The organism is Acidiluteibacter ferrifornacis (assembly GCF_009909615.1).
Taxonomy (GTDB): domain Bacteria; phylum Bacteroidota; class Bacteroidia; order Flavobacteriales_E; family Vicingaceae; genus Acidiluteibacter; species Acidiluteibacter ferrifornacis.
In genome coordinates this window covers 470,354-494,553 of the sequence record NZ_WWNE01000003.1, presented here as the reverse complement: position 1 = coordinate 494,553, position 24,200 = coordinate 470,354, and the positions used below count along the sequence as shown (strand labels likewise).

The 24,200-nt window shown below is 33.1% G+C and carries 22 protein-coding genes; 14 read left to right on the top strand and 8 right to left on the bottom strand.

Features of this window, described 5'->3' with window-relative positions:
* The first annotated feature begins 45 nt into the window (after positions 1-45).
* The 13 genes from GQN54_RS02390 to GQN54_RS02330 all read left to right on the top strand — a co-directional run bounded on the left by GQN54_RS02390 (position 46) and on the right by GQN54_RS02330 (position 14,136).
* Positions 46-450: a hypothetical protein gene (locus GQN54_RS02390; protein WP_160631577.1), complete on the top strand. Its 405-nt coding sequence runs from the start codon at positions 46-48 to the stop codon at positions 448-450.
* 82 nt (positions 451-532) lie between these two features.
* Positions 533-1,066, top strand: coding sequence for a YfiR family protein (locus GQN54_RS02385; RefSeq protein WP_160631575.1), 534 nt, complete (start codon positions 533-535; stop codon positions 1,064-1,066).
* Positions 1,067-1,068: 2 nt separating this feature from the next.
* Positions 1,069-1,965, top strand: a complete 897-nt coding sequence (locus GQN54_RS02380) for a tetratricopeptide repeat protein (RefSeq protein ID WP_160631574.1) — start codon at positions 1,069-1,071, stop codon at positions 1,963-1,965.
* 23 nt (positions 1,966-1,988) lie between these two features.
* Positions 1,989-3,776, top strand: a complete 1,788-nt coding sequence (locus GQN54_RS02375) for a SpoIIE family protein phosphatase (RefSeq protein WP_160631572.1) — start codon at positions 1,989-1,991, stop codon at positions 3,774-3,776.
* Between the two features lie 15 nt (positions 3,777-3,791).
* Positions 3,792-4,196: a hypothetical protein gene (locus GQN54_RS02370; RefSeq protein WP_160631570.1), complete on the top strand. Its 405-nt coding sequence runs from the start codon at positions 3,792-3,794 to the stop codon at positions 4,194-4,196.
* Positions 4,197-4,275: 79 nt separating this feature from the next.
* Entirely contained in the window at positions 4,276-4,992 is a 717-nt protein-coding gene (locus GQN54_RS02365; protein ID WP_160631568.1) for a 3'-5' exonuclease, read from the top strand.
* 17 nt (positions 4,993-5,009) lie between these two features.
* On the top strand, positions 5,010-6,650 hold the full coding sequence (locus GQN54_RS02360; protein WP_160631566.1) for a peptidase associated/transthyretin-like domain-containing protein: 1,641 nt from the start codon (positions 5,010-5,012) through the stop codon (positions 6,648-6,650).
* A 10-nt stretch (positions 6,651-6,660) separates the two neighbouring features.
* Positions 6,661-8,427: an ABC transporter ATP-binding protein gene (locus GQN54_RS02355; protein ID WP_160631564.1), complete on the top strand. Its 1,767-nt coding sequence runs from the start codon at positions 6,661-6,663 to the stop codon at positions 8,425-8,427.
* Positions 8,420-9,775: a hypothetical protein gene (locus GQN54_RS02350; RefSeq protein ID WP_160631562.1), complete on the top strand. Its 1,356-nt coding sequence runs from the start codon at positions 8,420-8,422 to the stop codon at positions 9,773-9,775. Before GQN54_RS02355 ends, GQN54_RS02350 begins: the two co-directional genes overlap by 8 nt.
* Positions 9,741-11,162, top strand: coding sequence for a hypothetical protein (locus GQN54_RS02345; protein ID WP_207554790.1), 1,422 nt, complete (start codon positions 9,741-9,743; stop codon positions 11,160-11,162). Before GQN54_RS02350 ends, GQN54_RS02345 begins: the two co-directional genes overlap by 35 nt.
* An 18-nt stretch (positions 11,163-11,180) precedes the next feature.
* The gene (locus GQN54_RS02340) at positions 11,181-12,110 is read left to right on the top strand and encodes a glycosyltransferase family 2 protein (RefSeq protein WP_160631558.1); all 930 of its coding nucleotides are present in this window, start codon (positions 11,181-11,183) and stop codon (positions 12,108-12,110) included.
* A complete protein-coding gene (locus GQN54_RS02335; protein WP_160631556.1) occupies positions 12,110-13,468 on the top strand; it encodes a hypothetical protein in 1,359 nt (452 codons plus the stop codon). Before GQN54_RS02340 ends, GQN54_RS02335 begins: the two co-directional genes overlap by 1 nt.
* 434 nt (positions 13,469-13,902) lie before the next feature.
* A complete protein-coding gene (locus GQN54_RS02330; RefSeq protein WP_160631554.1) occupies positions 13,903-14,136 on the top strand; it encodes a hypothetical protein in 234 nt (77 codons plus the stop codon).
* A 141-nt stretch (positions 14,137-14,277) separates the two neighbouring features.
* Here GQN54_RS02330 and GQN54_RS02325 read toward each other — a convergent pair whose 3' ends face one another.
* From GQN54_RS02325 to GQN54_RS02305, 5 genes are all read right to left on the bottom strand, one after another.
* Positions 14,278-14,910, bottom strand: a complete 633-nt coding sequence (locus GQN54_RS02325; protein WP_160631552.1) for a hypothetical protein — start codon at positions 14,908-14,910, stop codon at positions 14,278-14,280.
* Positions 14,911-15,007: 97 nt separating this feature from the next.
* Positions 15,008-15,736 (bottom strand): dolichyl-phosphate beta-glucosyltransferase, encoded by a 729-nt coding sequence (locus GQN54_RS02320; RefSeq protein ID WP_160631550.1) that lies wholly within the window; start codon positions 15,734-15,736, stop codon positions 15,008-15,010.
* Between the two features lie 8 nt (positions 15,737-15,744).
* The gene (locus GQN54_RS02315; protein ID WP_160631549.1) at positions 15,745-16,455 is read right to left on the bottom strand and encodes a glycosyltransferase family 2 protein; all 711 of its coding nucleotides are present in this window, start codon (positions 16,453-16,455) and stop codon (positions 15,745-15,747) included.
* 53 nt (positions 16,456-16,508) lie between these two features.
* The gene (locus tag GQN54_RS02310; RefSeq protein ID WP_160631548.1) at positions 16,509-17,972 is read right to left on the bottom strand and encodes a hypothetical protein; all 1,464 of its coding nucleotides are present in this window, start codon (positions 17,970-17,972) and stop codon (positions 16,509-16,511) included.
* The gene (locus GQN54_RS02305) at positions 17,972-19,390 is read right to left on the bottom strand and encodes an MBOAT family O-acyltransferase (RefSeq protein WP_160631546.1); all 1,419 of its coding nucleotides are present in this window, start codon (positions 19,388-19,390) and stop codon (positions 17,972-17,974) included. Before GQN54_RS02305 ends, GQN54_RS02310 begins: the two co-directional genes overlap by 1 nt.
* Before the next feature lie 244 nt (positions 19,391-19,634).
* Here GQN54_RS02305 and GQN54_RS02300 point away from each other — a divergent pair, with 244 nt between their 5' ends.
* On the top strand, positions 19,635-21,146 hold the full coding sequence (locus tag GQN54_RS02300) for an ArnT family glycosyltransferase (RefSeq protein WP_160631544.1): 1,512 nt from the start codon (positions 19,635-19,637) through the stop codon (positions 21,144-21,146).
* Here GQN54_RS02300 and GQN54_RS02295 read toward each other — a convergent pair whose 3' ends face one another.
* The 3 genes from GQN54_RS02295 to GQN54_RS02285 are packed head-to-tail and all read right to left on the bottom strand — an operon-like array spanning position 21,147 to position 24,124.
* Entirely contained in the window at positions 21,147-23,021 is a 1,875-nt protein-coding gene (locus tag GQN54_RS02295) for a hypothetical protein (RefSeq protein WP_160631542.1), read from the bottom strand.
* A 42-nt stretch (positions 23,022-23,063) separates the two neighbouring features.
* Entirely contained in the window at positions 23,064-23,717 is a 654-nt protein-coding gene (locus GQN54_RS02290) for a 3-oxoacid CoA-transferase subunit B (RefSeq protein WP_160631540.1), read from the bottom strand.
* A gap of 50 nt (positions 23,718-23,767) precedes the next feature.
* Positions 23,768-24,124, bottom strand: coding sequence for a four helix bundle protein (locus tag GQN54_RS02285; protein WP_160631537.1), 357 nt, complete (start codon positions 24,122-24,124; stop codon positions 23,768-23,770).
* Positions 24,125-24,200 lie beyond the last annotated feature (76 nt).

Genomic DNA, 24,200 nt, shown 5'->3' with positions numbered 1-24,200 from the left:
TCTAATAGCTGTTTAGTAGCTTTGCGCAAAATTTAGTCAACACCTGTGAAATTATTTTCATTAAGTTACTCAGTTATTTTTATTTTCGTTATTTCTATTGGGTTAAGTTCATGCAGTAAAGGTTTTAATACACCTAGTCGTGCCCAAAAGAATGCTAAAAGAAACCCAACTACTGGTAAGGACGAAACCTCAAAAAAGGGCTACTATAGCAATCCATTCAAGGGAGGAACAAGAGGTGCTTTACAGAAGTATAAGCGCAAAAAGCAAAAAAGACTGTTTAGAAATGGTAGTGGAGCCTACAAGAATAATAAGAACGGGAAGAGTAGGTTTAAAATGAAGAGAACCATTAGCAAGAGTCGATTGAAATCTTCAGGAAGTAATTATAAGCGAAAAGGTGGAGGAGGTGGCTCCAGAAAAAACAACAACTTGTTTAAAACAAGAAAAAAATAATTGGCATGAGTTTCGCTTTAAGCGCTGATTTATGATAAAAAATGTTATTTTAGTGGTTTAATTGAAGTTGATAAGTTTAAAATTGAGAAAATATAGATTCATATTACTATTGTTTTTAAGCAGTATGAGTTTTGGTTTTATTGAGTCGAATCCACAAGTAGATACGACATCAAAAATCAAAGCTGCCTTCTTATACAATTTTACCAAATACATTGATTGGCCTGCAGAATATAAGTCAGGTAATTTTGTAGTTGGTATTTTGGGTAATAAATCAAGTCTCTATAAAGCACTCTACGACATGTCTAAAACTAAAAAAGTTGCAAGTCAAGAGTTTGAAATACAGGTCTATTCAAGTCCTTCTGAAATTAGTGAAAAAATACACATATTATATATTCCAGACGATGCATCATCCAATTTAAATGGAGCAGTTCAAAAGCTGAAAGGGAAAAGTACTTTGATTGTGACTGAGGCGCCGGGATTAACTTCTCAAGGGTCTGGAATTAATTTCGTTATTGTTGCGAATAGACAAAAGTTTGAATTAAATAAGTCAAATGTTGAAAAGCATAACCTTAAGGTTAGTAAAAGCTTAGAAGACGTTGCACTAGTAGTTAAATAATTATGAAAAAGCTATTTTACATATTGGCTTTTCTGCTTCTTTGGTCCTCCAATGTAGTGCACGCTCAAAATAAATTGAGTAATGCTATTTATGCACTTCAAAATAAAGAATTAGTTAAAGCGCAGGAACTAATTGATGCTGCAATAGTAGATCCTTTGTTTCAAGATGATTCTAGAACATGGTATTACAGAGGAGTTATTTATAAAGAAATTTATAAGGAATCAGAGTCAGATAATAAATTGTCCCCCTCTAGGATAGTTGCAGTAGAATCTTTTAAGAAGGCATATGAAATTGATAAGGGTGGAGAAATAAGTGAAAGCACACTCAAAAACCTAAAATTTTTAGCAACCACCATATATAATCATGCTGCAATTTCTTTTAATCCTCAAGATTATAAGATTGCAATATCAAACTATGAATTTTATAAAGACATTATGGCATTTGTTGAGCCTGATGTAGTTGATCAAGAAAGAGATATAATGTATAAATTAACGCTTGCTACTACTTATACTCAGATGGCATCAATAGACACCACTGGGTCTTCAAAAGAGTTGCTAGATAAAGTAAGAGCGTTATACCAAGAAGTTTTAGAAATTGATTCGAACAATATCAGTGCTAACTATAATATGGGTATTTTGTATTATAATGAAGGAGTCGATATTGTAAATAATATGGATTATAGCCTTGATTTGGAAGAGTTAAATAATATTCAAGATCAGATTTTGGCGCTATTTAAAAAGTCTTTACCATACATGAAAAAGGCATATGATTTAGATCCAAAAAGAGAAGAAACATTGATTGGTCTTCAAGGAATATATTACAGTCTCAATGATTTAGCGAAATCAGAAGCATATAAACAAGAACTTGAAATTCTTAAAGGAAACGAAGAAGGAGAATAGTTTAAAACCGCTTATTAGCAATTATGAGTTTTAGAATAACGATTGGTAAGAAGATAGGTTTCGGGTTTGGGATTTTAATTTTTCTTACATTAATTATTTTTGTCACCACTTACATTAGGCTTTCTGAATCAAGAACCCTAAATGATAAAATCAATAATATATATAGCCCAACTACTGCAAGCCTTCAGGAGTTGAGGTTTATGATTTTGGAATCTACCTCACTTATTGCTAAGTGGCCCTCTGAGCCTAAAGAAGACGAGCCGTTTAAACTAAGGTTAAACCATATAATGGACACAGCATATCCGGAGCTAAAAGTGCGTCTTGATGATATGTTTAGTGAGCAGTTTGGTTCAGAAAAGGACAGTATTAAGGTTATTTTCGAAGATATTCAACTATTGTTTAATTCATATCAAGAATTAAAAGATATTTTCTACTCTTTTGAAAGTTATGGAGACCTTCAAAATGATTTCTTAGCTGGTTATATGTTGGCCGAGGGGGGTGATATTGATATACAGTCTAAAAAATTATTGAATGAATTGGATCATTTAATACTACTTCAGAGAAAGCAGCTCAAATCTCAAATTGACTTTATGACAGAGTCTTTTGAGAACCTTCAAGACTTGGTAAAATATCTTGGTTTGTTTTTGGTATTGGGAGGTATAATGATTGCATTATATACTACAAGAAGCATTGTGAAACCGATACAAAACCTCAGAGAGGTGTTAGTGAGGTTAGGCAAAGGTGTTTTTCCCAGAAAGAAAATTAATGAAGGTAATGATGAGATTGGCGATATGATTCGCGCAATGAATAATGTGGTAGATGGATTAAAAAGAACAAAAGATTTTGCGAATGAAATAGGAACAGGAAACTTTGGGTCTGTATACACTCCCTTGAGTAATAGTGATCAATTGGGACACGCTCTATTAAAGATGCGTGAAGATTTGGCAGAGAACGAACGATTGCTCGAAGAAAAAGTACGACTAAGGACAGCGGAGGTTGTTCAACAAAAAGAAGAAATTGAACAACAGAAGCATAAAATAGAGGAATACTATACTCAAGTAACGGATAGTATTAACTATGCCAAGAGAATTCAAGACGCTATACTTCCTCCCGAGCGTTTAACTAATGAGTTACTGCCGGATTCTTTTATATTGTTCAAGCCAAAGGACATTGTAAGTGGTGATTTTTATTGGATGGAACGTTCGAACGAGAAAGTATTTTTCGCTGCTGTAGATTGTACGGGACATGGGGTCCCAGGAGCTTTTATGAGTATTGTGGGACACGCAAACCTTAAAAATGCTCTGCAACGTACAGGTGGGGAAAGCCCAGCTCAAGTACTAAACGAATTAAATAAAGGAGTTTCTGAAACGCTCCACCAGAAAGAGGAAGGCTCCTCAAGTAAGGATGGAATGGATATAGCTTGTTGTGCATTAAATTACAGCACATTAGAGTTAGAATATGCAGGTGCATTTAATCCTTTATATTTATTGAGAGATGGTAAAATAGAGCAGATTAAAGCCAATAAATTTCCAATCGGTTCATTTCTACCAGGTAAGGAAGAGTCTTTCACTAACAATAAAATTCAGTTGAAATCCGGTGATCAGCTATATGTATTTTCTGATGGTTATGCTGACCAATTTGGAGGCCCTAAGGGTAAGAAAATGATGTACAAAAGATTTAGAGAGCTTTTAGTAAGTGGCTCCAACTTACCAATGAGAGAGCAATGTGAGAAGCTAGATAGTTTTCTAAAATCCTGGATGGGTCATGAAGAGCAGGTTGATGATATTATAATCATTGGCGTTCGCGTTTAAAACACTTTTGAATATATGAGAAAAGATATTGACATTCCTGATGTTAAAGGGGTATATGTAGCTATTGTGCCAGAAAAAATAGAAGGAGAGCTGTCGTGGTATGTTAACTTGATTAATGATAATGAATCTAGTTTAACAAATGTGATGGTCAGTTCAAGTGGTTATCTTAAGAAGCAAAATGGAGAAGAAATTAGAACTTCTGTATTGCGACATATGATTGCAGATCTTCCGCCACAAAGCTACGCCAAGGTAGAGTCTATAATGGAAGATGTCTTTCAATTAAACAATCAGTTTTGGGTTAGTTACCAGATGAATGGAAAAATGTATGACAAAAAGTATATTTTTCTTGCGGAATCGATTTCAGAAGATAATTTTTCTGTGATACCCGTTATCGGTTCAAAAGGGGTATTGATAAAGTAAGTATTAATAAAGGTTAATATTAAGCTAAGTATAAATCAATTATCTTTACAGAAATACTAACTGCTTATAAATTATTGATATGCTTGATCAAATAAGGCTAGAGAAGATAATTTTTATAGATATTGAAACGGTGCCCTTGTTTCCTAATTATGAATTGTTATCTGATAAATGGAAATCGTTATGGGATAAAAAGGCAGGCTATATTGCAAAAGACGATCAAACTTCTGTGGAGCTATATGAACGAGCTGGCATTTATGCTGAGTTTGGTAAGATTGTTTGCATATCCTTAGGAATCATAAGAGAGGTAGAAGGGAAAAGAACATTTCGTGTAAAGTCCTTTATAGATAATGATGAGAATACTCTTTTGACCAACTTTTCAGAATTGCTAAAGCAGTATTTTAGATCAACAGATTATCTATTGTGTGCTCATAATGGGAAAGAGTTTGACTTTCCATATATTGCGAGAAGAATGCTGGTAAATGGAATTAAATTACCTTTTTTGCTAGATACCGCAGGAAGAAAACCGTGGGAGATACAACATCTAGATACCTTACAGCTGTGGAAATTTGGCGATTATAAGCACTATACTTCCTTGGATGTATTAACTACTTTATTTGGAATTCCAACACCAAAGCAAGAGATAGATGGCAGTGATATTGCCAGGGTCTACTGGGAAGACAAAGACTTAGATAAAATAAAAGAATATTGTCAAAGGGATGTTGTTGCTATTGCACAACTTATCCTCAAATTTAGAGGAGAAGATTTATTAAACCCTAAGGCGGTTGTATACAGCTAGATAAGTGTATTCTATTTATGAAGTTTATAATTCCATTTTTTATACTATCCATCTTAATTTACAGCTGTGAGTCTGATTCAGAAAGGAGTCAAAGAGTTGCAAAAGAAAATGGCTTTATCTATTTAAATGATAAGGAGTTTATGCTAGGAGACAGTGTTTTTTTTCCTGTCATGATGAATTATATGGTAGATTTTATGGAAGTTGGGGAGGAAATTATTCCCGTTCCAAATGTTCAATATGATTCTTTAAATATTCACATTGGAACAAGTAAAGAGGAGTGGCTGGGCCAGTTGGAAAACCATTTCGAGTTGTTGAATAAATTAGGATTCAATAGTATTCGACTGGTGGGTTACAACTCAGATAAATACGATGACTCTGGAGAGTTGTTGATTAACTTATATGATCGTTTTGGAAATTACAATAAGGTAAAATTTACCTCTTTTAATGAAAAATTTGAAAATGCAATAAAGAAGGTAATTGATTTATCCGCCAAGCATCAGTTGAAGGTAATGATTTTACTTCCAAATCATAGGCAAAATGAATTTGAGGAGAAATCTCGTATAGAGTTTATAAAAAGTACATACGCATTATTGAAGAATAACAATAATGTTTTTTCCTACGACTTATGTAACGAACCTCTATATTTTGATAAATCTGATGCATTACTAGGTGTTGATCAGTCACGAAGTAAATACTCTGCACTTCAATTGGTAAAAGAATGGAAAAAGTTAAAAGATTCTTTAGCCCCTTATCAGCTTTCTACTATTGGATTTGGAGAACCACTGGAGGCTTTTGAATGGGATCCTTCTATTTTGCCTTTAGATTTCGTTTCATTTCACACTTATAATCCATTGAGAGTGCCCAATGAAATCTATTGGTGGAGTAAATATGTTGATAAACCCTTAATTATATCTGAGACCTCGTTGCCTTCAGATAATGACTCTATTTTGTATGCCGCTCAAAGTGACTTTATGGAAGCTGCCTTTAAGCGTGCGGTTGATTGCGGAATTAGTGGTTTCGGATGGTGGCAATTTCAAGATGTATACTGGGGGGATAATTTTGAACATAATTACACAGCTCTCTTGGATCATAAAGGCATTACTTATTTAAAGGATAGCTCAAAAGCTATATATGGGAGCGTCAAACCAGCTGGTTGGAAGTTAAAACATTTGCTAGATTATCAACCTTCTAATGATTGCATTTGCTATAATAATTATAGAAATATTGTTGGTTATAAGAACTATCGAGTAGATGGTTATATTAGAGATAGTTTATCTAATAAACCAATAGAAGGCGCAATAATTAGGGGGTATATTGATGATTGGACAATTGCAAGCAATACATTTACTGATGAAAATGGACATTTTTCATTGTATTCGAATGATAAAATGATCAATTTGCACATTACTGCACTCGGTTATGAAATGATCTACATGTACAATGGTGTGGAATATGAAGAGGTGAATCCTAAAGCACAATTAAGTGATATTCAATTGGAATACCAAAATGTTCATTATAAGAACTACTTAGAGAATGATTCAACAAACAGTAATGGTATTTTTACATTTAAGAAAGATGAGTTCAACCAATATAAATTTTTTGGTGAATTAAATATTATAACACTTAATAGGTTGAATTTAAATAATGAACATAATTAAATAGTTGACATTGCACCTCAATAACTCTCTATTAAAGTTTAAAAATTTAACCATCTCGTTTCAGAATGGTGACCAGGAGAATACTGCCGTTTCTAATGTGAGTTTTTCTTTAATCAAGGGAGAAATTTTAGCTATTGTTGGAGAATCAGGATCAGGAAAATCTGTTACCTCATTGTCTGCAATGGGGTTATTAAGAAAAGGAGGAAGTTATAAATCAGGAGAGATAATTTACACAGATAGGAAAGGCTCTTCAACTGACTTTTTACGGTTGAGTGATGAGGAGATGAGGAAATATCGCGGTAATAAGATTGCGATGATATTTCAAGAGCCAATGACCTCTCTAAACCCAGTTTTTAAATGTGGTGAACAGGTTGCAGAGTCACTAATTCTTCATTTAAGGCTAAATAAAAAAGAAGCAAAGGCTAGGGTTATAGAGCTTTTCAAAGAGGTATTATTACCCCGACCTGAAGTAATATATGATGCTTATCCTCACCAAATTTCTGGCGGTCAGAAACAAAGGGTTATGATAGCTATGGCCATTGCATGTAATCCTGAGATATTAATAGCAGATGAACCGACAACAGCATTGGATGTAACAGTTCAAAAATCAATCCTACAATTATTAAAAAATATTCAAAATAAACACGGTATCGGTATCGTTTTTATTACTCATGACTTGGGGGTAGTGGCAGAAATCGCAGATCGAGTAATAGTGATGTACAAAGGGAATATAGTTGAACAAGGCTCTGTTAAAGAAGTATTGATGACGCCAAAACATGCTTATACGAAGGGTTTATTGGCATGCAGACCTCCTGTTGATAAGGTACTAAAATCATTGCCCACAGTTAATGACTTTATGTTTATTGATAAACAGGGTAAATTGTCATCTAGGGAACAATCTGTTGACAAGGTGTTTGAATCTCTATCTATCAGTCAAACGACTAAAAACAAGGAACGCCAAATATTATATGAACAGGACCCAATTTTAAGACTAAGAAATATTAAGGTAGAATACCCGATTTCAAAAACGATTTTTGGAAAGGTTAAGGAAGTAGTAAAAGCTGTAGATGAGGTAAGTTTTGACATATACCCCGGAGAAACGTTAGGATTGGTAGGTGAGTCTGGCTGCGGAAAAACGACTTTAGGTCGAGCTATACTTCAGCTAATAAAGCCCAAGTCAGGTGAAGTATGGTATCAAGGGGTTGATTTGGTTAAGTGTGACGTTTCTAAAATGCGCCTTTTTAGAAAGGAATTGCAAATAATATTTCAAGATCCATACTCTTCATTAAACCCAAGGATGACTATTGGTGAAGCAATTAAAGAACCGATGGAGGTTCATGGTATTGGTTTAAATAGTAAAGATCGAAAGGTCAAGGTCCAAGAATTATTGGAGAAAGTGGGCCTAACTTCTGAAATCTACGATCGCTACCCGCATGAATTTAGTGGAGGTCAGCGCCAACGAATTTGTATTGCAAGGGCGTTGGCCGTAAACCCTCGGTTTATTATTTGTGATGAATCGGTTTCGGCATTAGATGTCTCCGTTCAGGCTCAAGTATTGAATTTATTGAATGATTTAAAACGCGATTTAGGGTTTACTTATATTTTTATTTCACACGATTTGTCTGTGGTGAAGTACATGTCTGATAGAATTGTTGTAATGAACCAAGGTAGGATAGAAGAAATAGGTCTCTCTGATGAGGTATACAATAGTCCTCAACAGGAATATACCAAAAAGTTAATTGCCGCAATTCCTAAAGGAGAAGCTTTGTATGGTTAAAGTTTCATTAAGTCATATTAGCATTGTATCAAGTCTACTAATTGTCTTTTCTATTGTATTTGCAACAAAATATTGGAGAGATGATAAGGAGATTATTTCTAATGATATAATTTCTTATTATGCTTATTTACCCGCAATCTTTATTTACCAGGATATATCTTTACAGTTTGCTGAAAAACAAAATGACGATGTTAGACTAAAAATATGGTATCAGATAGCTGAAAATAATGGAAAGGTGATTAAAACCACTATGGGAGTGTCTTTTTGTTATTTGCCAATGTTTGTAATCGCTCATCAGTTAGCTCCTGCCTTTGGATATGTACCAAACGGATATACCTTACCCTATCGGTTATCCATAGTCCTTTCTGCAATGTTATTTTTTACAATTGGTTTAGTCTATTTAAGGCATATTCTGCTCAGATTCTATAATGAAGTAACAACAGCAATTACTTTGTTTGGTGTTGCTGTTGGAACTAACATAGTTAACTATGTGGTTTTTGAATCTGGCATGGGACATGTATTTAGCTTTGCGCTAATAACTATGTTCGTCCATTTTACAATAAAATGGTATGAAAGACAATCTAATAAATCCCTACTTCTTTTAGGAACGCTTGGCGGGTTAATTGTGTTAATTCGACCAACTAATATATTGATTGTCCTATTCTTCTTACTTTATGGTATTAATTCATTTGCTGCAATAAAAACTCGTTTGTTGCTATTTGTTTTCAAATGGAAACAAGTAGCTTGTGCTGTGTTATGTGCTTTTTTGGTTCTTGTACCTCAGCTACTCTATTGGAAATACAATACTGGAAACTGGGTCTTTTTCTCTTATTCGGATAATGAACACTTCTTTTTTAATGACCCTAAAATAATTGGTGGATTGTTTAGTTACCGAAAAGGTTGGTTATTATATACTCCTTTTATGGTATTTGCATTTATTGGTCTCTTATTCAATAAGAAGGAAGTCAGAGGGGCAATTCTAGTATTACTTGCACTGTTGATTTATGTTACTTTTTCTTGGTGGTCATGGTGGTATGGTGGTTCGTTTGGTGCACGTCCATTTATCGATTTTTACGGTGTTTTTGCTTTTCCCATTGCCGCTTTTATTGGGTACGTGATACAGAAAAGTAGATGGTTAACTATCGGAATATTAGTTATTACAACTTTCTTTATATACCTTAATCTTTTTCAAGCTTATCAGTATAGAAATGGTTTGTTACATTACTGTGCAACAACCAAGAAGACTTATTGGGGTAATTTTTTGAAAACCAAAAGTTATGATACATATTGGGAAGATTTAATTGAAATTGACAATGAAGCTGCAAAAAATGGAGAACGGGATTATTAATCTGAATAAATGGACTATCCTAAATATTATTTTATTTGTTGGGTCAGTTTTAGTCACAATTGCACCGGCATTTAGTAACGGTTATCCCTTACTTTTTCCTGACTCCGGCACCTATTTGGTTTCAGGACATACAGGGACGGTCCCAATTGACCGTCCAATAATTTATGGTTTGTTGGTTCGACACCTTAGTCTTTCTTATAGCACTTGGTTGGTAATAATTGCACAATCAATCATTTATAATTATTTAGTTTTTTTGCTTATTAAAAAGTTGGTGCAGCCCCATAGACCTTTTTTAGTGTTGTTTATAATAGGAGTTATTATGAGCATATTTTCTGGGGTAGGCTATTACACTAGCTTGGTTATAGCTGATATTTTCACCGTCATATCTATTCTTTCTTTATTTCTTTTGGTTGTATTGGATAAAAAAGAAAGTATCCATATCGGTTTCATTTCTATTATTTTTTTGGTTTCAATAATCACCCATTTATCACATATTCCTCTGGTTTTTGCACAATTAATTGCTTTAGGGATCTATTTTCTAGTAAAAAAGCAACTGATGCATCATTTCAAACGATTTATATTTATAGCTTCACTTTTTGGAGGGAGCTTGTTAACAATAGGTTTGATTAACTATTCATTTGGGGCAGGTTTTATAATTTCAAGAACTAATAATATCATTCTAGCTACAAGATACATAGAGAGTGGTTTAGCCAGTAAATTTCTAAATAAAAATTGTGAAAGAGCCAGCTTTTCTCCATCCTATAAGTCTTTATGTGAATATAAGGATAGACTGAATCAATGGCCTGCTGCTGGGTTCTATTTATACGACCCCGAGAGTCCAATATATAAAGGAGGATGCTTGGATAGGGGTGATTGGACGAATTGCTGGATTGAAAAAGAAGCTGAATACGGAGATTTAATTTCCGACATTTTATCTGATGACGAGCTACGTATAGACTTTATTGCGTTGGCAATTACTGGTACATTGAAGCAATTAATCACTATAGAGCAGTCCCCATTAGATTATGTGGATTTAAGAAGTATTGTAGAGTTCTATTTTCCTGATGATTTATATGCTTTTGACCATTCTACTCAAAAAGTAGAAGGACGAGTTTCGTTTTATTTTAAAGTAATTTTAGAAGTATTGTTTTTGTACCTTTCAATTATAATAACCGTATTAATAATTAGAAAAAGAAAGTTAAAAAAGGATAGTCTCTTGTTGATGATTGCAATTGGAACTTCCCTTTTGTTTAATGCTGCTTTTTGTGCGACATTATCCAATGTAATTCCAAGGTATCAAGGAAGAATTATTTTTTTAGTACCTCTCTTCATGTTATTATTGTTTTTTCAATTCTTAAATGAAAAAAAATACACAATAAGGTTCTAAATAGACATCAATTCATAAATGAGAATAGCAGTTGTTATACCAGCTTATAAAGTCAAAAATCAAATTTTAGAAGTCGTAAACTCAATACCAGAGATTGTTTCTCAAATTTATGTAGTTGATGATAAATGCCCTGAATCTTGCGGTGAATTTCTTCAACAATCCTATGATGGAAATCGATTAAAGGTAATTTTTAACGAAAAAAACCTGGGTGTAGGCGGTGCTGTCAAAGAGGGGTATAAGCAATTTTTAAAGGATGATCAGGCAGAGGTAATAGTAAAACTTGATGGAGATGGTCAGATGGATCCAAGCCTGATTAAAGGGTTAGTAAATTCAATTTTATTGAATCAAACTGACTATTCGAAAGGCAATCGGTTTAATAATTTGAGAAGTTTAAAAGGAATGCCTACAATGCGTTTATTTGGAAATAGTGTATTATCCTTTCTGAACAAATTTGTAAACGGATATTGGCATATAATGGATCCTACGAATGGATTTACTGCTATTCATAAGGATACACTGCACAAATTAGAATTAGATAAAATCGATAATCGATATTTTTTTGAAAGCGATATGTTGTTCCGACTCAGTTTGGTCAGAGCTAGAGTTGAAGATTTCTCAATGCAAGCTTTATATGCTGATGAAGAAAGTAACCTTAGAATTGGTAAAATACTGTTTGAATTTCCGCCAAAGTATTGTGTACGTTTCATAAAACGAATTGGTTATAATTACTTTCTTCGAGATTTTAATGCAGGAAGCCTTCAATTATTTATGGGGGCCTTACTTTTTATGTTTGGAGTTATTTTTGGCTCAATCAATTGGTTAAACAGTGTTAATACTGGAGTCGAGGCTTCTGCAGGTACCATTATGTTGTCCGCATTACCAGTTATTTTAGGTTTCCAATTACTTTTGGGTTTTCTAAATTATGACATACAATCAAGTAAAAACTAATGATTAAATTATCATTTAGTAATCTGAGTATTCTCGTTTGTGTTACAATCATCTCCTGCTTTGTGTTTTCGAATAAATATTGGAGGGGAGAGCATAAAGTAATCGAAAGTGACGTGCTTAGTTATTACGGTTATTTACCTTCAACTTTTATCTATCAAGATCTCTCATTGCAATTCTGGGATGAGCTAGATTCAAATATTCAAAATAAGATTTGGTTTAAGACAAATATAGAGGAGGAAAGGACTTTTAAAATGACCATGGGTGTGGCTTATTTTTATTGTCCCTTATTTTTGGTTGCTCATCATTTGTCTACTCCTTTAGGGTATGATAATAATGGTTATACCTTACCTTATAGATTATCTATTGTATTAACCTCCTTGCTCTTTTATACTTTAGGATTGATTTTAATAAGAAAGAGCCTACTTTCACATTTTTCAGAGCTTGTTACTGCAGTTACTATTCTAATAATAGCATTAGGAACTAATATTGTAAATTATGTAATTAAAGAGCCCGGAATGAGTCATGTATTCAGTTTTTTCTCCATTGCTGCATTCTTACATTTAGGGATACTTTGGGAAAAAACGAAAAAAACTAAACACTTATTTATGCTAGGTGCTATTAGCGGTTTAATAGTTTTGATTAGACCAGTAAACATTACGGTAGTATTATTTTTCCTTTTTCTAGGAGTCTATAACAAGGACAGTTTAACTCGTAGAATTCAGTTGTTCGTAACGAATTATAAACAGTTGTTAATTGGGATCTTGGGTGGTTGCTTGGTTATTTTTCCTCAACTATTATATTGGAAATACAGTACCGGTGATTGGGTTTATTATTCTTATTCAGAAGAGGGCTTTTTCTTTACAGATTCCAAAATTTTTTCTGGTCTATTTAGTTTTAGAAATGGATGGTTGATTTATTCTCCATTGATGGCTTTTTCATTAATAGGACTTTTTTACAAAAATGAGGTAGTCAGAAAATATCGACTTTCATTGATTCCCTTTATTCTGGTTCACTTTTACATCGTATTTTCATGGTGGTGCTGGTGGTATGGAGGCTCCTATGGAATGCGAAGTTTAATTGATATTTATCCTCTGTTGTCAATACCTTTAGCCGCTTTTGTAAGCGATGTAACCAATAATTTGAAATGGAAAAAGATTGTGTTTTCTGTTATTACTGCTTCATTGATTGGATTAAATTTTTTTCAATTTAATCAGTATAAGCATACTATTTTGCATTATGATTCTATGACCTTTCAAGCCTACAAACATATTTTCTTGAAAAGGCATGTTTCAGAAGATTATGTCAAGTATTTAGATCATCCCAATTACAAGAAAGCACTTCAAGGAGATAGGGATTAATAGTTGTTACTCATTAATTAGGAGTACGTCTGAACGAAGAGTATTTGTCTGATCTAACCAATTATTTAAAGCAATTTCATTGGTTAAGTCAAAAAATGACATATAGTTGTCTGGGTAAGAACCAGAGTATCCATTTATACATTGTATGCCTAGGTCTTGGCAAGCAATAATTACGCTTATGTGCTTTATGATTATGTTACTGTGAGAGGATTTATCTTTGAAATTATAAGCAACTGCTTTAAAATTAATTGTATCAGATTGTTGAATTAATCCTTTCTACGTCTTCAATACTAACCGACCTTCTGTATCGAACAACGTCATTGCTCAGAATGTAATAATTATCTAGTACGAATAATGGAACTGTAGCTAATAAAACTGCATTACCCCACTTCGTATGTTTATAGATATAATTAAGCACAAAAGAGAGCGTCAAAATGAATAATATAATCTGTGATTTTATTATTCTGTTAAGAGCTCACATTGAAGAAAATCCGGGAATTTCATATATTAGTTCATATAGCGTAAACCCTTCAATATTTATGCAAAATAGGAGTGACAAAAAGGTACTCAATATTAAGAATGATAATTCTTTAGCTGATTTATTCTTTATTATAGACTCTATCAGCAGTAGAATAGACAACAAGAAGAATAGAATAGGAAAAACCTAGGAAATAAGAGATGTGTCCACCGTAGGTTAGTAGAGTCGACAAAAGGTTGAAAGAGATAATCTCCCCAAATGAAAGATGCGGGTGTACTAAATATTTATGACGTTAGATGCGGAATACTATCAATTACGTTCTCAAAAGGCCTCATTCCTGTTTCTTTTGAAATAATGAGTACGGTTTGAATAATGTGTATAGCGAAGCTAAGGAGACAGCTATGGAGCTGATATAAATTATAGAATCCTTTCTAATTGGCATTTTTTTGAATAGACTGAAGTCTCGGTAGATTAAAAAATACCCAATAACCAGAAAAAGAATAGAATACAAATCAAAAAATCCTAAATATATACCGCAGTAAAAAATTAATGGGAGCATAAGTCGGGCAAAAATCTGTGCATGATAGATTTGACCTATATTGAATATTCCAAAAGCAAAAACGTATGCCCCTATAGCTGCAATTATGCTATTCTTAAACAATTTGTTGACAACCCAGAAGCAAAAAATATAGTTTAAGGCATGAAGTACAATAAACCAAAGTTGAAAGGCTGTATATCTATCAAAACCAATAAAACGGGAGGCTGCATAAATGGGTAAAGTACCCAGCAAATTGTCTGATCGTGCAATTACCAGTTTTGACGGATATATATAATGTGCATTCCAAAACCAATCTACTTTATTTATTAAAAAGAGGTATCCATGCTCTAATACGATATTATTAAAGCGCGCATCACCTAAATCTCCGGGAATAAACTCAAAATATAATCCTTTATGGTAAAACATACATTCCTACCACGAACAATAATATAGGAATAATTAAGTCTCGATAGCTTAATTTTGATTGTGTAAGATTTCTTTCAAATAAACTAATTTTCATTGATTAAGAGTATCTTAAGTAGATACTCACCAATTCAAAAGGAACCTTAAATAAATAAGATATCGGAATTTTAGAGTCACCTTTCTCTTCCCATTTTGATAATGGAAGTTCAATAATAGGGGTAGGATTAGTATTATAATCAGGAAGTTTTTTTAATCGAAACAATAGTTCAACATCAAAAAGCCAAGAACTAATAAATGAATCCTTAAACAACACTTTGATAACTGACGATTTAATCATCTTTGCACCACATTGGGTATCATACACTGGAATCTTAAGCATGCTACTAGCAATAGTGGCAAACACTCGACCGAAATAATGACGGTACCACTTTCTTTTAATATCTGTGATACCCAATAGTTTTACACGAGAACCCATTAAAATGATTGGATCAAACTTTTCTGCCTTTGCGATAAATTGATTGACTTCGGCTAGTGGAGTTGCTAAATCGGCATCAAAATAACCGATGTAATCGTATTCATCTGAAGTATATTTTAGCATTGCTGTACGGATGGCTTCTGCTTTTCCAACATTTTGTTGAAGGTCTAGTACCTTAACGAAAGAAAACGTATCTGCTAATTTGTTTAATATATTTATGGTATTATCAGTGCTACCGTCATTCACAAAAAGGAAAGACAAACCTTCATTTTCTCTCTCAATAAAGTGAACCAGTTCATCGATTGGAAGCCGATTCTCTTCGTTGTAGCAGGGAATAATTAGTAGGGTTTTCATTTTTAGATTTAAAATGAGTATCTTAAGATGCAATAGATTGCTCTAAAGCCATCTTTCCATCCAATTTTTTTCCCTTCCTCATATGTTCTGCCATAATAAGATATACCTACTTCATAGATTCTTATTTTTGGAATGCGCGCTAATTTAGCTGTTAATTCAGGTTCAAAACCAAAACGTTTCTCTTTGAGTTGAAGTGATTGGGCAATCTTTGTATCGATTAATTTGTAGCATGTTTCCATGTCTGTCAAATTAAGGTTGGTGAACATATTGGAAAGCTGGGTCAATATTTTATTTCCAATAGAATGCCAGAAGAATAAAATTCTGTGTGGATTGCCTCCCATAAATCTTGAACCATAAACAACATCTGCATTTCCTTCTATTACTGGTTTGAGTAGTATATTATACTCCCTTGGATCGTATTCTAAATCTGCATCTTGCACAATAAGGTAATCTCCAGTTGCTCTTTTTATCGCTTCATGAATAGCAGCACCTTTCCCCATATTTTTAGGTTGGCTGTAAAGCGTTATACCCATTTCTGGATTTTTGGCAATGTAATCTTCTAAAACTTGTACGGTATTATCAGATGAACAGTCGTTCACAATTATAATCTCTTTGCTAAATCCTCCTGAAAGCTCAACAGTTTTAATTTTGTTGAGAATTAAGTGAATCGTTCGTTCCTCATTATATGCAGGAATAAGAATAGAAAGCTTTTTGGTCATGAAACAAAGATAAAGACAAAAGTAGAATAAAAATAGAGGAAGAATTATAGTCTTTAGTTTTCATTTTCAACCATCCATTTTGCATTCAAGTATATATTTTCTTCGAGAGAAATATTTCTCTCGATGGCTTGTTGTTTCACTAGTTCAAGCCATTCCGTGTTATTTCTGATATCTTCCATCATTTTTTGTACTTCTTCCTCAAAATTTAAAACTTTGGATCTATTATACTTTGAAATGGCAATCAATTGTATTTGTTTTTCTAAAGAATATTCCGTCAGTGGAATAATTGATTTAGCATGCTGTACAGTGCTATCTGTTTTATATTTTTCAAATTTTTTTAATTCTTTAATAGAATAGTTCTTTTTACCGTTTTTTAATAGGTCATACAACTGGTCTACAAAGCCGAAGCCTGATTGGCGGATGTTTTCATCAGTGAATTCAAGAATAATGACATCAGATTTTTCAATTTCTTCCTCTAAGTCCAAGTATTCAATCAGCACTTTTTTTCCATTAAATTTTTCCGGCCAATCTACTGTTTTGTTGTAATACCACAAATATGATTTAGGATGAAAAGCAGAGTCATAAGTGTGGTAGAATCCCCTAAAACTCTGCAAAAAACTATCACCAACCCCTAAAACTCTTGGCTTTTCGCAATTGTTGCAAACATATTCTACCATTGGGTAATGTAGTGAATCGCCTGAGATATGAGTAAATATATTCATGGATTCTCCAATGTCATAATCGGTAAATCTGTAATTGTCAGAAGTGACTTCACCATCTGATAGCTTCATATCTATTAAATTTCTACCTGTGTTAGTAGACAGAAAACTTAATAAAGTGTCGGTAACGATTGCAACAGTATTTCCAGTCCAATGGACTCCGTTTTTTGGGAAAATCGGATACTTGAAAAGTGGCTTATTCATGAGAATAAACTTTTTAAGATCCAGATAGGTTGTTTTAGTGCTATCTAATAACTGTATTAGCGTCTGGTAGTTGGTAGTTTTTTTTTTGTTTTCAGCATAAAATCTATCAGGAATTAACTCTGGGTAAACCGCCGTTTTACCTGGGATGATCAATGGGAAAAATAGCTTCCTCCTTTTGCTCAAAGAATCTTGGATGAATTTAATTTTATGGCTAAAATCCATTAGTTTTGAATGCCCTATGTAATCATTACCAAAATAGGTAGCTATATAGCTAAATCCAAACCACATGCCTTCTTTCCCTTTTATTATGTCGTTTGTATTTACTTCATTAAAAAGAGAATACTTCCGTTGATTATTCAATCGAATTAAGAAGTCATGAAATCCTACATTCTCTTTTTTTCGAGTTTCCAAATTCTCTTGAAAAGTTCCATCCATAAAGTTCGATACAGAGAGTTCTATTTTTTCTGTTTTTACAAAGTATCCACATAACGGAGTTACTGGTATAAGCTTCAGTCGTTCTTGAATAAATGGCATGAAAAGTAGCCCCAATAGCAGGAAGTAGAGCAATTTTTGTATGTTCTTTTTAAGCCACATTAGAAACGGAAATAAATAAAAGGATTAAAGTCAGAACCTGAAATAGCTGCGATGCTAAAGGCAAAAAGGATACAACTGATAAAAAATTTGGACAAGCTATTTATCGTTGATGTGCCATTACTGAATTTGGAATAGAAACTGTTTAGAGAAGGAACAATTAATAAAAAGCTTAAAGTAATTCCAATGAAAAGTGTTATCAATAGCTCTAAACTAGCAAAGTTAGGAATGGGTGCAAAATTAAAGCTGTACATTGTTTTAGCAAAATCAATAGCTTGACTAAGTGTATCGGCTCTAAACAATACCCAACCTGTCATTACAATGATGAAAGTTAAAAAAACTCTTCCTGCTTTACCAATATATTGGGTTAGTTGATTCAAAAATAGTCGATCTGCAATTAAAAATAGACCATGAAAGGCTCCCCAAAGTATAAAGGTCCATGCAGCTCCATGCCAAAGCCCTGAAATTAAAAAAACAATCCATAGATTAAGAAATAGTCTGAGCTTTGACTTTACTTGATTTCCTCCCAACGGAATGTATAAATAATCACGCATCCATGAACTCAAAGTGATGTGCCACCTTCTCCAAAACTCACTAATACTTTGAGATATATAAGGGCTATTGAAGTTTTCTGGGAAATGAAACCCCATCAGCCTACCTAACCCAATTGCCATGTCTGAATATCCTGAAAAATCAAAATAGATTTGAAAAGTATAACAAAGAATTCCAATCCACGCTAGAGAAGAATTTAAGTTTACAGGCTCGAGGTCGAAAATTTGGTCTGCTTGTTCGCCAAGTACATTGGCAATTAAAACTTTCTTTCCTAGTCCTATAGAAAATCGATAAAATCCATATAGCTTATCAGTGTAATTATTGATGTCTCTGTCTGTAAACTGACTAGCAATTTCTTGAAACCTAACAATAGGTCCTGCAATCAACTGTGGAAATAGCAGGATGTATAATGCGTAATCTATCAGTTTTTTTAGCGGAGATCTAACTTGTCTATACACATCAATTGTATAACTTAATTTTTGAAAAGTATAAAAACTAATTCCTATTGGTAGTACAATAGAAGTCCAACCAATACTTTCTATTCCGAAATTAGTCAGTATTTGATTGGTGGTTTCAATAAAGAAATTAAAGTATTTGTAATATAATAATAACCCAACGTTTATTAAGATAGAGAGCCAGAGCAGTTGTTTTTTAATTTTAGAAGAACCGTGATATATGGCTTTTACAATGTAAAAATCAATTAGTATGGAGCCCAATGCAATTCCCAAAAATTCTGGTGCACCCCAAGCATAAAAGAGAATACTAGCTAATAATGCAACTAAATTTTTAGATTCTCTTGGAGTAAAATGGTAAACAAGTAGAAAGGTCGGCAAGAAGTATGTGAGAAAAAAAATGCTACTAAAAACCATTTACGATACCTAATTGTTTACTTTTTAACTCCTTCGATTCAATACGAAATACGGATTCAAAGTCATGCCTAGCAAGATTTTCATTAATCCGGTTGGCTAAGATAATCAAACATTCTGTTTGTAATAATATTATAATTTGAAGTCATACTAAAGCTATTCTATATATTTGAATAAATGAAAATTTGATTTGATAAGTTTTATATTGTGTTGGAGTAATAGTGATTGAACTCCTAAGTTAAAATGAATGCATTTACGAAAATTTCTAGCTGATATCTTATTTGTAGCTTTTTTAATAGCTGCGTCTTTTTTTTATGGATATTTTTCAATCATAGATCGACCGCCTGAAGGGATTCATGTTTGGAGGCAAGCAGACGGGGCATCATTGGCTTATAACTACTATTCGGATGGAAATTCTTTGTTAGAGCCACAAATGAATAACCAAATGGAGAATCGCGGTAAGGCCGCCGGTGAGTTCCCCATAATGTATTATTTTGTTGCGGTTTGCTATCATATTTTTGGGTTCGATTATTCAGTATACCGCATTATATGGTTGTTGACTACCTATATCGGATTATTTTTTTTGTATAGACTTTCTTCCAAGATACTGAAGAGTAGTCTCTACGGTGCTTTTGCCTCTGCATTTCTGTTTACGTCTCCAGTTTATGTAGTTTATAGTATTAGTTTTATTTCCGATTCTATTGCGTTGTCTATTTCATTTATCGGTTTATACTTTATTTATCAATATTCACAGCGAAAGTCTATTAAGAATGTAGTCTGGTCAATTGTTTTCATTGCAATGGCAGGGCTACTTAAAATTACTACCATCATTCCGACTTTAGCATTATTAGGTACACTAATGATATCAAACGTGCTCTCCTTTTATAAAAAGGAAAGGAATTATTTATTAAAACTAGAAGGCATCGTAGGATTCTTTTTCGTCTTTGCTATCTTATTTGTTTGGTATCAATATGCTAGCTGGTATAACCTTGAGAACGAAACTGATTACTTTTTCTTAAGGACTGCACCTATTTGGAGTGCTTCTACAGAACTAATTCATGAAGTAAAACAAGCATTAATGGTATGGAAAGATACTTATCTATATCAATATGGTCGATATTTCATATTAGTATTAATGGGATTAGTTATAGTTCCGGTTTATCATCAGAAAATCAGCTCCCTCTATTATAATTTTTACTTACTCAACTTGATCGGTATAGCTAGTTTTTTTCTGCTGTTTTACATTCAATTTATGTATCACGATTACTATGCCATTGCTTTAATGATAATTATTCCCTTAACCATAGTAATGTTTATAAAAAAGTATAGTTGGTTGATAGAGAGGAATATCGTAACAACAACATTGTTTTCAGGAACTCTTGCAGTCTTTTTGGTATTGAGTGTGATTCACACCTCAAAGAATGTTAATTCGCGATTTAATCCTGATACAGAATGGCTTACTAATCTATATCAAATGGAGAGTCAACTAATGGAACATGGAATCATGGAAGATGACCTTATTGTAGCTCCTGACGATTCTAGTCCTAATGTGGTGTTAAATGCTTTAAAAAGAAAAGGATGGTCTGCCATTAATGCTGTTGATCAGGAGAATGTATTAAATTCTAAAATTAAGCTAGGCGCAAAATATATGGTTGTTGTGGATACTAATTTTTATACAAATCCAATAATTGATCCGTATAGAAGAAACTTGGTATTTACTCACAAAGGGATAAAAATCTATAAATTAACTAATGATTAGTCACCATTTACGTTCGTAAACATCGACTTTAAAGTTGTCAATATTAATGGCTTTATCACCATCTAAATATACGTATATTTTGAATACGTCATTTGTCATTGATAGAGGGTATGGTGTTAAATAATCAACAGAAATGGTGTTCCATTCACCAGTTTTGTGTTCAAAGTCTCTAAGGTTCCAAGCTCTTCTTTTCTCTACATATTGACCATTGTTGTGGTCCATTTCGACAATTAAGAATGCAGAGCTTTCGGCGATGTCATGTTGTGCATAGTAATCAAAACTTACCGTCATGTATGCATGCTCATTCTGGGTAAGGTGATGATATGGGATTTTATAGGTAGGGCCATAAATAGCTTCAGGAGTAATTTTAAAGCTATTATTACCACTTACTGAAACTGTACTGTCAATATAATCTCTGTTAAAATCGATAAAATTCACATCCTCAAAATTTAAAAATGCAGCAGTACGTTTATTATAATCTTCTTTATTATTAAAAACATCCACTGGTGCAAAATCTCTGATGATTTCTCTATACTTTCTATCTTCATCAGTGACCTCTGTCTTTAAAAATATTCTCCAATAATATTCTTTTGTCATTGAATATCCATCAAACAGGAAGTTGTTGAATTGCCAAGTTTGAAAAAGATTTAGGAAAACAAAGAAGGATGCTAACAAAATGAAAGTATACTTCAATATTCGTTTATGAAGAATGGCCTGCGTAAAATATCCAAATGGAATAGCAAGAATAGCATAAGATTCAACAAAGTATCGGGATCCAAAACTTCCTCCCTGCCACCATGTTCCCCAGCTCGAAATCACATAAATATTAATTAAAACAAAAGTGATTACAGCAAAACTAATTTGTTTGTTTTGTTTTATCATTGAGTATAGGCCCAATAATGCAAATGAAATAATTGGAGTATATAATAACCAGCCCTTTTTGTAACTAAAAAATACTTTCTGGAAATGGGGTTGGAGCCAATCAAATCCAGGAGTTACTTTATAAGTATTAAAAATAAAGTCTCCGGTAATTAGCTTCCAATATACAATTTGAATCATTGGGAAAACAAATAGACCAATCATAAGAAAAAGTAGATGCTTCCTCTTTTCCCAAACTAACTCTAGTTTTTCTATAAGAGAAGCTTTATCATGTATATTCCATAACAATGGAACAAACACTACGAAAATACCACTTCCTCTAGCTAGGATGCACAGTCCTATTACTAAACCTAATAAAAATGCAGTTTTTGATTGTGGATTTTTGTGCCATTTAATCGTTAAAAGTAGCGCTGTAGCAAATCCTGCAAACATCATAGCATGAGGACCGACTTCATCAATCACTGCTTCATGGAAGAAAGTAGTGCCTAATAGCATGCATACTAATACTATACTGGTTATTTTATCTGAAAAGAAGTGGGTTAACGATTTTCGGATAGCAAAAACTCCACCAATGATGTAGGTGAGCACCCCATTTGCAATTGAAAACTGATATGGATAAGAAAACCCATCAGCTGGATAAGAAGAAAACAATGCCCAAATATGCCCAACTATAAAGAATGGGAAGTATAGGATAGCGTATCCAAGGGTGTACATTGGAGACCAATTTCCATTTCCAATTGGATATGCTTGATAGAAAGTTCCTGACGGTTGATAATTATCGAAAATGTACTTGATAATGTTTTGGTCAGTCATTCCTGGGTCGCCATGAATAAATGTAAAAGGCAAGTATAAATAATAAGCTAATACATCCCATCCCAATACATTATGGAAGTTTTGATAATTATATTTTCGAAGTATAAAATGTACAATTACAATAACTATTGAAATAACTATTGCAATTGATTTTGAACTAAGAAAGTTGATTTTACTTTTCATGGACAAGCAGGAATGGGAAATGAGATTATACTTTTTACTCCACTATATTTTCATCTCAGGAATATCACCTTCCACAATTAAAGTTCCTTCTGTAAGTGAGATAATTTCTTCCACAGTAACACCTGGAGCCCTTTCTTTGAGTTCAAAACCTCTTTCTGTTACATCAATTACGGCTAGGTTACTTACTATTTTTTTAACACAACCCACACCTGTTAGAGGGAGGCTACATTTTTTTAATAGCTTGGATTCTCCTGCTTTATTAGCGTGCATCATGGCAACAATTATATTGTCAGCTGATGCTACTAAATCCATAGCCCCACCCATTCCTTTTACCATTTTACCCGGTATTTTCCAGTTAGCAATGTCCCCTGTTTCTGATACTTCCATAGCACCTAAAACGGTCAATTGAACCTTTCCTCCGCGAATCATAGCAAAACTCATAGCTGAATCAAAAAATACGGAGCCAGGAAGTGTTGTAATGGTTTGTTTCCCTGCATTTATTAAATCAGCATCTACGTTTTCTTCTGTAGGAAACGGGCCCATACCTAGTAATCCATTTTCTGATTGAAGGGTAACATCAATTCCTTCAGGGATATAATTTGCAACAAGTGTAGGAATCCCAATTCCAAGATTCACGTAAAAACCGTCCTGTAATTCTTGTGCAATTCGTTTCGCTATTCCGTTTTTATCTAACATAATCTTAATTTATCAATTGACTAATTTAACAATGTAACAATTCTCAAATGTTACAATATCTTAGAAGCTTTTTTTGAGCTCGATAATATTTTATAAATAATCAAACCAATTTCATTTATTTGGATTTCTAAACTTTCTTCAAAAGGATAACTTTCTGATTTTTTACAGAGAGTCAACCAATACTTTGTTTCTTCTACTTCTTTTGCAGCAAGTTTTACTTTGTGTATAAAGTCCGCCTTACTTTCACTATTCTGTGCTTCATGCATATTTGCACCTATTGAGGTACCAGACTTTAAAAGTTGTCTTGCGATAATATATTTTTTCTTTTCTTCAAGTAATTCAGCATAAGAGATAATGGCTAGAGCAAAACTTATCGTTTTTGTGACTATAATATTCTCTTTTTGCATTTACTTTGTATTAATTCATTATAAAAATTACGAAGCAATTCTTCATTGTTACATTGTTAAATTAAATCATTGGTTC